This is a genomic window from Celeribacter halophilus (assembly GCF_900114135.1).
GTDB lineage: Bacteria > Pseudomonadota > Alphaproteobacteria > Rhodobacterales > Rhodobacteraceae > Celeribacter > Celeribacter halophilus.
Genome location: NZ_FORY01000040.1, coordinates 1 through 11,118, shown reverse-complemented (window position 1 = coordinate 11,118; position 11,118 = coordinate 1). Strand labels below are relative to the sequence as shown.

General features: G+C 58.5%; 18 protein-coding genes. 14 read left to right on the top strand and 4 right to left on the bottom strand.

The window, feature by feature from the left end:
* From BM152_RS18230 to BM152_RS18195, 10 genes are all read left to right on the top strand, one after another.
* The coding region (locus tag BM152_RS18230) for a DUF2163 domain-containing protein (RefSeq protein ID WP_074914647.1) at positions 1–646 on the top strand (646 nt) is incomplete at its 5' end.
* Complete coding sequence (locus tag BM152_RS18225) at positions 643–1,092, top strand: NlpC/P60 family protein (RefSeq protein WP_066598904.1); 450 nt, start codon at positions 643–645, stop codon at positions 1,090–1,092. The genes BM152_RS18230 and BM152_RS18225, both read left to right, overlap by 4 nt.
* Positions 1,093–5,163, top strand: a complete 4,071-nt coding sequence (locus tag BM152_RS18220) for a baseplate multidomain protein megatron (protein ID WP_066598905.1) — start codon at positions 1,093–1,095, stop codon at positions 5,161–5,163.
* 11 nt (positions 5,164–5,174) lie between these two features.
* A complete protein-coding gene (locus BM152_RS18215; protein WP_066598907.1) occupies positions 5,175–5,918 on the top strand; it encodes a DUF2793 domain-containing protein in 744 nt (247 codons plus the stop codon).
* A 3-nt stretch (positions 5,919–5,921) separates the two neighbouring features.
* On the top strand, positions 5,922–6,146 hold the full coding sequence (locus BM152_RS18210) for a hypothetical protein (protein WP_066598909.1): 225 nt from the start codon (positions 5,922–5,924) through the stop codon (positions 6,144–6,146).
* Positions 6,136–6,306, top strand: a complete 171-nt coding sequence (locus BM152_RS19365) for a hypothetical protein (RefSeq protein WP_156444332.1) — start codon at positions 6,136–6,138, stop codon at positions 6,304–6,306. The genes BM152_RS18210 and BM152_RS19365 overlap by 11 nt, the downstream gene beginning before the upstream one ends.
* Complete coding sequence (locus BM152_RS18205) at positions 6,303–6,689, top strand: hypothetical protein (RefSeq protein WP_066598910.1); 387 nt, start codon at positions 6,303–6,305, stop codon at positions 6,687–6,689. Before BM152_RS19365 ends, BM152_RS18205 begins: the two co-directional genes overlap by 4 nt.
* A 70-nt stretch (positions 6,690–6,759) precedes the next feature.
* On the top strand, positions 6,760–7,422 hold the full coding sequence (locus tag BM152_RS18200; protein ID WP_066598911.1) for a peptidoglycan recognition protein family protein: 663 nt from the start codon (positions 6,760–6,762) through the stop codon (positions 7,420–7,422).
* Positions 7,422–7,742 (top strand): hypothetical protein, encoded by a 321-nt coding sequence (locus BM152_RS19060; protein ID WP_139222546.1) that lies wholly within the window; start codon positions 7,422–7,424, stop codon positions 7,740–7,742. The genes BM152_RS18200 and BM152_RS19060 overlap by 1 nt, the downstream gene beginning before the upstream one ends.
* The gene (locus tag BM152_RS18195; RefSeq protein WP_066598913.1) at positions 7,654–7,932 is read left to right on the top strand and encodes a hypothetical protein; all 279 of its coding nucleotides are present in this window, start codon (positions 7,654–7,656) and stop codon (positions 7,930–7,932) included. Before BM152_RS19060 ends, BM152_RS18195 begins: the two co-directional genes overlap by 89 nt.
* On the opposite strand, the gene BM152_RS18190 is transcribed toward BM152_RS18195, so the two are convergent.
* The 4 genes from BM152_RS18190 to BM152_RS18175 form a co-directional block, all read right to left on the bottom strand.
* Positions 7,933–8,226 (bottom strand): DUF2628 domain-containing protein, encoded by a 294-nt coding sequence (locus BM152_RS18190; RefSeq protein ID WP_066598914.1) that lies wholly within the window; start codon positions 8,224–8,226, stop codon positions 7,933–7,935.
* A 95-nt stretch (positions 8,227–8,321) separates the two neighbouring features.
* Positions 8,322–8,561, bottom strand: a complete 240-nt coding sequence (locus tag BM152_RS18185) for a hypothetical protein (RefSeq protein ID WP_066598915.1) — start codon at positions 8,559–8,561, stop codon at positions 8,322–8,324.
* 16 nt (positions 8,562–8,577) lie between these two features.
* Positions 8,578–8,790 (bottom strand): crAss001_48 related protein, encoded by a 213-nt coding sequence (locus BM152_RS18180; protein WP_066598918.1) that lies wholly within the window; start codon positions 8,788–8,790, stop codon positions 8,578–8,580.
* 17 nt (positions 8,791–8,807) lie between these two features.
* A complete protein-coding gene (locus BM152_RS18175) occupies positions 8,808–9,377 on the bottom strand; it encodes a GIY-YIG nuclease family protein (protein WP_066598921.1) in 570 nt (189 codons plus the stop codon).
* Positions 9,378–9,495: 118 nt separating this feature from the next.
* Between BM152_RS18175 and BM152_RS18170 the strand changes: the two genes are divergently transcribed.
* From BM152_RS18170 to BM152_RS19360, 4 genes are all read left to right on the top strand, one after another.
* On the top strand, positions 9,496–10,137 hold the full coding sequence (locus tag BM152_RS18170; RefSeq protein ID WP_066598923.1) for a recombinase family protein: 642 nt from the start codon (positions 9,496–9,498) through the stop codon (positions 10,135–10,137).
* A gap of 19 nt (positions 10,138–10,156) precedes the next feature.
* A complete protein-coding gene (locus tag BM152_RS18165; protein WP_066598926.1) occupies positions 10,157–10,348 on the top strand; it encodes a hypothetical protein in 192 nt (63 codons plus the stop codon).
* Between the two features lie 264 nt (positions 10,349–10,612).
* Entirely contained in the window at positions 10,613–10,852 is a 240-nt protein-coding gene (locus BM152_RS18160) for a hypothetical protein (protein WP_066598928.1), read from the top strand.
* Between the two features lie 11 nt (positions 10,853–10,863).
* The gene (locus BM152_RS19360) at positions 10,864–11,034 is read left to right on the top strand and encodes a hypothetical protein (RefSeq protein WP_156444333.1); all 171 of its coding nucleotides are present in this window, start codon (positions 10,864–10,866) and stop codon (positions 11,032–11,034) included.
* Positions 11,035–11,118: the final 84 nt, after the last annotated feature.

The window sequence follows — 11,118 nt, the reverse complement described above, 5'->3', positions numbered from 1 at the left end:
CCTCATCACCGAGACCGATATCATCGACGGTCTTTGGGACGGGGCCGAGGTCGAGGTGTGGCGCGTCAACTGGCAGGACACCTCGCAGCGCGTCCTTCTGCGCAAGGGGGTAACGGGGCAGATCAGCCGTGGACGCGTCTCTTTCGTGGCCGAGGTCCGTTCCATGTCTCACGCGCTCGATCAAACGGTCGGGCGCACCTTTCAGTATAGCTGCGAGGCGGCTTTGGGCGATTCAAAGTGCAAGGTCGATCTGTCGGGGCCGGAGTATCGCGCGTCGGGCACCATCGACAGCGTGCTGTATGGACGTGCGTTCACTTCGGTATCGATTGACGGCTATGACGCCGATTGGTTCTCCGGCGGCATCGTGGAGTGGACGAGCGGGGCCAATGCGGGCCGCAAGGCCGAGGTGGCGCGCCATGACGTGTCCAGCGGCGAGATTGTCGTGACGCTCTTGGAGGAGCCTGTGCGGGCCATTGAGGTCGGTGACGCCTTCACCATCACGGCGGGCTGCGACAAGCACTTCGAGTCTTGCGTGTCGAAGTTTTCCAACGGGGATAATTTCAGGGGCTTCCCCCACATCCCCGGCAGCGACACGGTTCTGCGCTATGCGACCAAGAACCGGAAAAACACAGGGAGCGCGCTATGACGACTGCGGATCCGGACAAAGTAATCGCTGCGGCGCGCGAGTGGCTTGGGACGCCCTACCACAACCAGGCAAGCCTGAACGGCGTAGGGTGCGACTGTCTGGGTCTTGTGCGCGGTGTCTGGCGCGAGGTGGTCGGTCCGGAGCCGGACAAGCTGCCGCGCTATTCTCGGGATTGGGGCGAGACCAGCGACGTGGAGGTGATCGCTCTGGGCGCAAAGAATTGGCTTCTGCCGATCGCTCTGTCCGATATCGGTCCAGGGTCTGTCCTGGTCTTTCGCATGCGGCGCGGGGCGATCGCAAAGCATCTCGGGATCATGTCCTATGACGGCATGTTCATCCATTCATACGATCGCCTTGGCGTGATCGAGCAGAAATTGACGGAGCCGTGGCGGCGGCGTCTGGCCTATGCCTACGACTATCCCGCAGAACGGCCGGAGGTTCAGTAAATGGCGACTCTTGTTCTGGGCGCGGTCGGAACAGCGATCGGTGCCTCTTTCGGCACGGGGATGATCCTGGGCATGTCCTATGCCGCGATCGGTGGCGCGATCGGATCTGCGGTCGGCTCTGCGGTGGATGCGTGGATCGTGCAGTCTATGCAGCCGAACCAGAATTACTACGGCGCGCAGCTGGAATCGCTTAAGGTCACCTCTTCGACCGAGGGGGCGGTGATCCCGCAGGTATATGGTCGCATGCGCGTCGGCGGCAACGTGATCTGGGCTACCGATTTCCGCGAAGAGGTGAACAAGGAGACGCAGGGTGCTGGTAAGGGCGGCGGCGGCAAGGTCACCACGACGACCTATACCTACTACGCCTCTTTCGCTGTGGCGCTCTGTGAGGGTCCGATCACGGGCATTGGTCGCATTTGGGCGGACGGGGAGGTCATGGACCTCGATGATGTGACCTATCGCATCTATTACGGCGATGAGGATCAAGAGCCGGATCCGTTCATTGATGCGATGATGGGCGGCGCTCCGGCTTATCGCGGCACGGCCTATATCGTCTTCGAGGATTTGTTGCTCGAGGACTATGGCAACCGCCTGCCCCAGATCAACGTGGAGATTTTCAACGCTCTGGATGATGAAGACGTGGCCGAGGGCCAGGTGCGCTCTGTGACGATCATTCCGTCGACGGGCGAGTATGCCTATGCAACGGAAATTGTGAAATCAAAGAGCGACGGCGAGACGATTGCTGAGAATTCCCACAACGACAAGACGGAGTCCGATATCGTCGCAGCGCTTGATCGTCTGCAGGCATCCGTTCCGGGCATTGAATCCGTCTCTCTGGTCGTGTCGTGGTTCGGCACTGATCTGCGCTGCGGTGAGTGCCAGATCAAGCCAGGCGTTGAGAAATCTTCAAAGAGCAATCTGAGCAAGATATGGATCGTCAGCGGGGCCAAACGGTCGGACGCGCTTCTAGTCACTGCAATCGATGGAGACCCGCAATTCGGGGGCACGCCTGCGGACTTCTCTGTGATCCAGGCAATCGAAGAGATCAAGTCGCGCGGCCTCAAGGTAACGTTCTATCCGTTCATCCTCATGGACGTGCCTCCGGACAACACCCTGCCCAATCCATACAGCGACAACGGTGCAGAGATCGGTCAACCTGTTTTCCCGTGGCGCGGCCGGATCACCTGCCACCCCGCGCCCGGCTATGTCGGGACGGTCGACAAGACCTCCGCCGCTGCCGATCAGGTGGATGATTTCTTCGGCAATGCGGACCCGGATGATTTCATTATCGTTCGAGACCTTGGTGACAACCTTTCAATCAGCGATTTTTCGAGCTTAGAAGAGTTCCTGGCGGCTCTTGCGTCTCTGTTTTTAAACTCAGGAAAAGCTGGAGAATATGTATCGTTTTCGGGATCCAGCAATGATTGGGGATACCGGCGCATGATACTGCACTATGCGTATATGTGCGCGGCGGCCGGAGGCGTTGATGCATTCTTGATCGGATCGGAATTGCGCGGCCTGACAACGATCCGGAGCGCATCTGGCACCTATCCCGTGGTATCGAAGCTGCAGGAATTGGCCGAGGATGTGCGCGGCATTCTTGGCTCCGGCACCGCGATCAGTTACGCGGCGGATTGGTCCGAGTATTTCGGGCACCACCCGTCTGACGGAAGCGGCGACGTGTATTTCCACCTCGATCCGCTCTGGGCGCATGACGATATCGATTTCATCGGGATCGACAACTATTTCCCCATTGCAGATTGGCGCGACGGCTTCGATCACTTGGATGCGCAGGAATACCTGACGACCTATGATCTCGACTATCTTCGCGGCAACATCGAGGGCGGTGAGGGATTCGACTGGTATTACCCGACATCAACAGACCGGGTCGATCAGGTTCGCACGCCAATCACGGACGGAGCCTATGGCAAGCCGTGGGTTTATCGCCCCAAGGATTTGCGGTCCTGGTGGACGAACCAGCATTACAACCGACCCGGTGGAGTGGAGGAGGCGACCGCGACGGATTGGGTGCCGCAGTCCAAGCCGTTTTGGTTCACCGAGGTCGGGTGCCCGGCGGTCGATCGGGGGCCGAACCAGCCTAATGTCTTCTTTGACGCGAAGTCTTCGGAGTCTGCGATCCCGTATTTCTCTCGCGGCTGGCGCGATGATGCGATCCAGCGCGCCTATCTCGAGGCGACGTTCAGTTATTGGGGCGATGATGCCAACAACCCGGTGTCGAGCGTGACCGGTGATCGGATGATTGATGTGCCGAATATGACCGTCTGGACATGGGATGCCCGACCGTTCCCCTTCTTTCCCTACACCACGGACGATGATGGGGATCCTGTTTGGGGGGATGCGGACAACTGGACGCTTGGCCACTGGATCACCGGACGACTTGGGTCTTCAAGTCTGCGCAGCCTTGTGTCCCGTCTTTGCATTCAGGCTGGTCTTGATACGGATGAATTCGACGTGTCCGATCTTCGCGGCGCTGTTCAGGGTATCTCCATCGTCTCTTTGACCAGCCCGCGCTCCACCATTGCCTCTCTGGCGAAACAATACGGTTTCGACGCGACCGAGACGCAGGGTCGGATTGTCTTCAAGATGCGCGGAGCAAATCCAAGCGCCACGGTCTCTCCGGGCGATATGGTTGCAAGCGACAGCGAGGTGATCCAGTTCGAGCGCGCGCAGGAGACCGAGCTTGCGCAGGGGTTGAAGTGGGCGGTTGCGTCTTCGGACGAGGACTACGACACGGCGCAGGTTGAGGCGCGACGTCAGACTGTGAATTCGAGCCGGATCACGGCAGAGTCCTTCAGCTTTGCCATGCCGCCGGAAGATGCGGAGCGCAACGTGCGCCGCGCCCTGCAGGAGACGTGGGTCGGGCGCGAGACGGCGTCCTTTAAACTGCCGCCGTCCATGCTCGCTCTGGATGCCACGGACGTGATTGAGGTGTTGCACGATGATCGGAGCTATTTGTTCCGTGCGCAGACCATCAATGACGGCGAAGAACGCACCGTGTCGGCCATGATGCAGGACAAATTCGTCTATGATTTGCCCCCTGGTCGTGCGCGCTCTGGCGCTTCTGTTGCTCGCGGGACGTCCAACATCTACGGCGATCCGATCTTCGAGTTCCTCGACATTCCGTGGATCACTCAGGACGGTCTGGACTATCAGCCGTTCTTTGCGGCCTATGCGAAGCCATGGCCGGGTGAGATCAATCTGTGGAAAAGCCCGGAAGAGTCCGGATACACGCTCTTGACCAGCACCAGCGCCGCCGCCCAGATGGGCGTGACCACGGCGGATTTCGCGGCCGGTCCTGTCGGGCGATGGGACGATGCAAATGCGCTCTATGTGCGGGTTTATACTGGCACGATCGATGGCGTCGAGGACATCGACCTGTTGGCCGGATCAAACACGTTCGCTCTCGAGACGAGTGACGGAAAGTGGGAGATCATTCAGGCCGCAGAGGTGGAGCTTGTCGGGTCAAACACCTATCGTCTGTCGCGTCTGTTGCGTGGGCAATATGGCACCGAACGCGAAATGGTGGACAATCTACCAAGTGGCGCGCGTCTGGTCACTCTGGATGGCGGGGTGAGCTATGCTCCGATTTCCGCGACGGATGTGGGTGTGGACTATTATTGGGCGGTTTCATCCGGCTCTAAGTCCCTGAGTGACGACTCGACCCTGGTCATGAATTTCACGCCGATGGCCCGTGCCCGTCAGCCCTTTGCGCCGGTTCATGTGTCGCAGCCGTGGCGCAAGGGTCGGACGCCCGGCGATCTCGATATTTCGTGGATCAGGCGGTCGCGCGATGCATCTGCGGATTCGTGGGTCGTGGCCGAGGTTCCGATCGGTGAGGATGTTGAATCCTATGAGGTCGATATTTTGGATGGATCGACGGTCGTTCGCACTCTATCATCCACAACACCGAGTGTTGTTTATACTTCTGCACACCAGATTTCGGATTTTGGCGCTGAATTTGAGCCGGGCGATACGCTCGACATTCGGGTTTATCAGCTTTCCACCACCTACGGCCGAGGCGCGCCCGCCGAGGTCACATTGAGATTTTAAGGAGGCCGATCATGGCAGACTATTCGAACAGGCTTGATCTGCCTTTTATCATGGCGTCTCAGGCGCAGAAGCATGTCACCCATAATGACGCGATCCGTCTTCTGGACGGAATGGTTCAGGCGAGCGTGATCAACGCCACCACCTCGACGCCGCCCGCGTCACCCTCAGACGGGGATTGCTATATCGTCGCGGCCACGGCCACCGATGAATGGGCGGGATGGGAGAATGATATCGCCATGTGGGCCGATGGCGCATGGTATCGGATTGCGGTCGCCACGGGCTATCGCGTCTGGGATCAGAGCGCCGACGAGCTTCTGGTCTATTACAGCGGCGCGTGGGCGACGTTCTCAGCCGCTCTGGGGGGGCTGGCGCAGGCTCCGAGCGTGGATGTGTCCAAGGCGGCCAACGGGGCCACCACGGGCCTGTCTACGCTCGGAGAGACGCTTTCAGGCCTTTCCGGCCCGACCGTGACCTCTTCGATCGTCATCCCGGACCGTTCGATCTGTCTTGGCGTCTCTGTGAAGACCACCACGGCGATCACCGGGGCCACCTCTTTCGATTGCGGTATCTCTGGCGAGGTGTCAAAGTTCGGTGGGTCTTTGGGCATCGCGTCGGGATCCACAAATAAGGGCGTGATCGGACCGCAAGCGTTCTATTCTGACACGCCGGTCGTGCTGACGGCCAATGGATCGGATTTCACCGGCGGCGCTGTCGAGATTGCCATCCACCTTTTGACCGTGGGGGCACCGAGTTGATCCATGACCGAGTTTTCCGAGATCATCAAAGAGCTGGGCGGCGGTCCGGCGGCTGTCATGATTGTGGTCGTTTCACTGTTCGCATGGCGCGTTCTCAACTGGTGGCGTGAAGACACCAAGGAGAATAACGCCCAGATCATGAAAATATCGAAGGAGGCCACAGAGGGGCTTCACGCCAGCGCCGCCGCTATTCGGTCACTGACTGAGGAGGTTAAGCGTGGCTCATAGTTTTGTTTCGTGGCTCTTTCGGACCAAGGAGAAAAGTTCACGCGCCGAGCGCAGGCGCGCGAATGAAAATGCAGTGAAGGCGGTTCAGGAGAAGCGCCTCGAGGTCATGCGGGCCATAGAAGAGCTCGCAAAAGCCAGAGAGGAAAAAAAGCAGGCATGACTTTCAGCTATCTCAGCGCGTATCTCGCGTTCATCATGAGCCTTCCGATCGGCTACGCCTACCTGCGCATTTCGCGCAGCGCGTCGGATATCGTGCGCCATATGTCGATCTCGATTTTCTGTGTCGTGTCGGCTTTCGCATGGCGCTCCATTTTCTGGGATGCCGTCCCTGTATGGGTCGATGAGCATTGGCCCGTGTTTCGGGACTCGTTCGGCGGCCGGGAGGTCAACAACCTTTGGAACCTGGTCTTTGCATATGGCTGCTATCGCGCCCTTCGCGCCTTGCAGCTGATGGTGCCGGAAGAGGACCGGCCGAAATGGCCTTTCTGGATCGCGTGGCTTTACCCGCCACGGCGTAGGCGCCGGATCGTAAGCCGGGACTGATCCCACTCAAACTTCAACAAAGGCCGCCCCAGGGCGGTCTTTTTTTGTGCCCGAAGGAGGGGCCGTGACCATGAGAGAGAAACCAAGCCGATATTCCGTGCGCGACCTGCAGGCGCGCTGTGCCGCCTTTGGCTTTGATCCTGGCCCGATCGACAACCTTTGGGGCGTGCGCACTCAGCAGGCCGTCCGTGCGGCAATGGAGGCGCGCGGCGTGTATAGCGCAGATGCGCTCTTTCACCCGTCCGGACTGCACCGCGTGATCATGCATTGGACCGCAGGGGCCTATCCTGTCCTGAAGGACGAGCTTGCCCACTACCACATTCTGATCGACAAGGACGGCCGCGCATGGCCCGGTCTCTTGAAGCCGGAGTCCAATGCGGACGTGTCGGACGGTTCCTATGTTGCCCACACGCGGGCGCTTAACACCGGCAGCATCGGCGTGGCAGTGGATGCCATGGCCGGTGCGAATGAGGTTCCGTTCGATGCAGGCTCTGCGCCGATCACCGAGGCCCAGGTTGACGCCCTCGCGCGCGAGGTGGCCGATCTGTGCATGACCTACGACATCCCCGTGTCGAAGTGGACAGTATTGTCTCACGCCGAGGTGCAGCCGACTCTTGGCGTGTGGCAGCGAGGAAAGTGGGACATTGCATGGATCCCCGGAATGGATCGACCCGGTGATCCTGTCACGGTCGGTGACGAGTTGCGGCGGCGCATTTTGGAGGAGGTGCGCTGATGTGGCGTCTCTATGTCGGTGCCGCGCTTGTCGCGGCCCTTGGCTTTGCCTTCTGGCAGTATGGAGCCGTGCGCTATTCTGCGGGCTATGGCGCGGCCGAGGCAGACGCCTTGGAGGCGCGCTTGGCGCTGCAGGATGATTTGTTCAAATCGGGCCAGCGGATCGCGGCCCTTGCCGCCGCCCTTGAGGCTTCGCGTTCGGAGCAGGCGGCCCTAGTGATGGAGTTGGAGAATGCTGCTCTACAAGACCCTGACGGCGCTCGCCCTGGTATCGGCTCTGACGGGCTGCAAAGGCTTCGGAGTCGATGGGCTGCGCCTTGACCCTTTGCCTGCCACCGTCGATGCGGCTTGCCCTCACCCGTCGATGTTCTTGCCGTCAGGCCCCGGAACGGTCGCGTCGGACGAGATCATGATCGGACGGATCGGGGACGCCCTCATTGACTGCAACGCGCGCCGCTCGATTGCCGTGGAGGCATACAACGGCGCGCGTGAGGCGCTTGGCTCGGATTGATCATCCCCGCATGAGCGCGGCGGTTTGGATGGCGTTCTGCGCTTTCTTTTCGGCTCGTGCGCGCCATGCGGGGTAAGCCATGAACGGGGCGACAATAAACCCGATGATTGCGAAGTTAAGCACCAGCACAATTACGGCACGCCCCCAGAACCCGTGGACTGCAAAGTAAATGGGGCCGAATAGAAGCGCCCAGAACCAGCTGGCCTTTGTCGACTCGTTGTATTGCTTCTGCAATTGCTCGGCCTGCGCCAGTTTCGCGGCAATGCTTTCTTGCATTTCATTTCCGTCTTTCATCGCTTTCCCTTTCTCTAATCAAAGCTGTCTAATTCGTTATTTCCAATAAGGCGCAAATCTTGCGCCGAATTGTCAAGGTTTCCTTGACGGTCGTTTTATGGATTGAGTTGCGTTCGTATCAGGTCGAGCGCATCATCCTGCGAAATGCAAAGCCCGTCTCCAATGTAGATTTTGCCCTGACCCTCGCAAATGCTGCGCGGCGTCTCATTCATCGACATGGCAATCGGAGCGAGAAGTGCGAGGATGCCGAGGCAGAACACTGCGGCAATTATAGCGCCGTCTGACCGGTCAACTTCTGGATATCGCTTCATTGGTGGCGCTGGTCTCTTTGCCATATCGGCCTCCTTTGCGTTATTTGGACGGGCACAAAAACCGCGCAGCACGGCGCTGCAAAACGCCAAGGTATGCGGTCATGTGGTTGCGCTGCTCGATCAATAGGTCGCGGTCTGCTTCGGGCATCTTGTGCCACACTTCCCCCTCGATAAAAGCATTGAGGCGGTCGAGATTTTCGGCCAGTTCGCCGCGCTCAACAAGGACTCGTTCTTCGTGTGGTTGCAGGTTCATATGTTTCCCTTTCTGCGTTATTTGGACGCGCTTGCCGCGCGGTTCATGTGTTCACAGATCATTGATGCAACGCTTAGATCATCTTCCCATTCTCCATCGACGGGGTGGCATACTTCCCGACCTGCGGCGTCAACAATTATTCCAGAGTGATGAAGGCGGAACGGTGCCACCGGCATGCCCTTTGGGTATTCCGTCAAATCTCCCGGAATATCGTTCCATTCAGATTTGATCATGGCGTCAATCTCTGCCTGTATTTCGGCCAAGTTTTCAGTGACGTAATATTTTCGCCAGTGGAATGCATCGTCCACCTCGCGCGAATTTGTGAGAGTCCCCCCGTCAACAACTCGCCCATATTTCTTGATCATGATGGCTTCCAGCTTTCGCGCCTCATCATCAAGAAGTCCTGCGCGAGCTATCTCGACAACGTAATCGCCGCACTCATCAACGATCTGTTTCCACGCCTTATTTCGCGGGTCATGGTCATATGCTCTGACGCCGCGACCTTTCCCGACATAGAACACCTCGCCATCGGGCTTCTTGTGGAGATACACATAAAAGTCTCGGCACGGGACGTATGAAATTTGCACGGCGTTTCTCCGTTTTGCATTGTCTACAATGTGTTCCAATAACTGTAGCGCAAGCGCTTGAGTTTGTCTAGTAAGTGTTCTATAAATTGATTATGGAAGCGCAAAACAAGGTAAGAAAGTGACCGATAATTCCAACAATACGCGCCGCAAGGTCGGCTATGCGCGGGTCTCGACGCAGGACCAGAACCTTGAATTGCAAATCGAGGCTTTGAAGCGCGCGGGCGTATCCGAGGGGCTGATATTCACCGACAAAATGAGCGGATCAAAGCGCGAGCGTCCGGGCTTGCAGCAGGCTTTGAAGCTGGCGCAGGTCGATGGCACCGAGCTTGTCGTGTGGAAGCTGGACCGGCTTGGCCGGTCGCTTCTGGGCATCCTTGAGACCGTGCAGCTTATGGCGGACAAGGAAATCCGCCTTGTGAGCCTCACCGAAGGGCTGGACCTTGGGACGCCTATGGGGCGCATGGTGCTGCATATCATGGCCTCTCTGGCCGAGTATGAGCGTGAGCTGATCCGCGAGCGCACGATGGCCGGTCTCCGGCAGGCGCGTGACGAGGGCAAGGCGCACGGTCGGCCCGCGTCCATGACTGACGAGCGGTGCGAGAAGGCCAAGGCCATGCTCTCCGATGGCGCTCATGTGGTGAAAGATATTCTGCCCGCGCTGCAAGAAATGGAAGGCCCGCCGATCAAGCGCGCGGCCCTCTATAATTGGGTGAAGGCGCACAAGGCGCTGGAAATCGAAAACGACACCGACGACCGGTGATCTATAAAAGGAGAATGGGATGGTTGAAGCTATAGGAATTGCAGCGATTGCGGTGGTGGTGGCGCTTGTCGTTTTCAATGTCGCGCTGCGGGCTATGGATCACTGGGGGTGGTGGTCTGACGCTGGCCTTGGCGCATTCATACCGATGTTGGCGGTGGCGATCCCCTTGGCGATTGCCGTATCCGGCTTGGTCGTTTGGATGCTGATCTGAAAAAGGAGCAAAAGGCATGTCCCGTAGGTGCGATAAGGTAGGAAATTTCCCGCGCAGACCTTCGTCTATTTGCGGTGAAACTTCGCAATCGGTTGCGTGGGACATGGACGAATTTTGGCCCACGGCTGCGGAGTGGCTTGCGTGGGTCCGGCGGCGAGACGGGAAGAAAACCCGTTGGAATGGCAAGCGATGGTCGTATCCAATTCGCCCCATGATCAGAGTGACCAAGATGAATAAATCCAAATAAGGAGAGAGGACATTGAAATGACAGAAAGCAGAACGGACTTGGCGCGCGCATTGTTGGAAATGTCTGATAATGCTGAAAGCAAGATAGACGCAGATCGTTTGGAGCGCGCCGCCTCGCTGATTTCAGGCGATGCCATGCATATGAGAGACTACTCGCGGCTGCGTGATGCGGTTCGGGAAATGCAGGGGCATGTTTTCTTCTGCCAAGATCCAGATGGTGCTTTGCGCCGTTGGTATCCACCAGAAGTGTCCAAATAAGGAGCAATGGCATGAGAAACACAGAAGATCGTGACGGAAAGCTGGGCACCTGCGGCACTTGCGGTGCGCGTGGGCATTACTGTTTTGGCCCGTCTAATGATGGACCGTCGCACGACGACTGGATCGGGGAGAGCGGCGGCAAGCCTTGCTGCCACGCTTGCTACGACAAGAAATCCACATAAGGAGCGCAGGCATGCATGGCGATATAATTTTGGCGATGAAGGACCTGATCGAGGCTCTCGGTGAGCGGCAGGCGTTGGCCGAGG

Coding starts and splice junctions, on each gene's coding strand:
- BM152_RS18195 (WP_066598913.1), top strand. CDS start 7,654: ATGCTGCTCTACAAGACCCTGACGGCGCTCGCCCTGGTATCGGCTCTG.
- BM152_RS18185 (WP_066598915.1), bottom strand. CDS start 8,561: ATGGCAAAGAGACCAGCGCCACCAATGAAGCGATATCCAGAAGTTGAC.
- BM152_RS18180 (WP_066598918.1), bottom strand. CDS start 8,790: ATGAACCTGCAACCACACGAAGAACGAGTCCTTGTTGAGCGCGGCGAA.
- BM152_RS18215 (WP_066598907.1), top strand. CDS start 5,175: ATGGCAGACTATTCGAACAGGCTTGATCTGCCTTTTATCATGGCGTCT.
- BM152_RS18220 (WP_066598905.1), top strand. CDS start 1,093: ATGGCGACTCTTGTTCTGGGCGCGGTCGGAACAGCGATCGGTGCCTCT.
- BM152_RS18160 (WP_066598928.1), top strand. CDS start 10,613: ATGACAGAAAGCAGAACGGACTTGGCGCGCGCATTGTTGGAAATGTCT.
- BM152_RS19360 (WP_156444333.1), top strand. CDS start 10,864: ATGAGAAACACAGAAGATCGTGACGGAAAGCTGGGCACCTGCGGCACT.
- BM152_RS18165 (WP_066598926.1), top strand. CDS start 10,157: ATGGTTGAAGCTATAGGAATTGCAGCGATTGCGGTGGTGGTGGCGCTT.
- BM152_RS19060 (WP_139222546.1), top strand. CDS start 7,422: ATGTGGCGTCTCTATGTCGGTGCCGCGCTTGTCGCGGCCCTTGGCTTT.
- BM152_RS18210 (WP_066598909.1), top strand. CDS start 5,922: ATGACCGAGTTTTCCGAGATCATCAAAGAGCTGGGCGGCGGTCCGGCG.
- BM152_RS18190 (WP_066598914.1), bottom strand. CDS start 8,226: ATGAAAGACGGAAATGAAATGCAAGAAAGCATTGCCGCGAAACTGGCG.
- BM152_RS18205 (WP_066598910.1), top strand. CDS start 6,303: ATGACTTTCAGCTATCTCAGCGCGTATCTCGCGTTCATCATGAGCCTT.
- BM152_RS18200 (WP_066598911.1), top strand. CDS start 6,760: ATGAGAGAGAAACCAAGCCGATATTCCGTGCGCGACCTGCAGGCGCGC.
- BM152_RS18225 (WP_066598904.1), top strand. CDS start 643: ATGACGACTGCGGATCCGGACAAAGTAATCGCTGCGGCGCGCGAGTGG.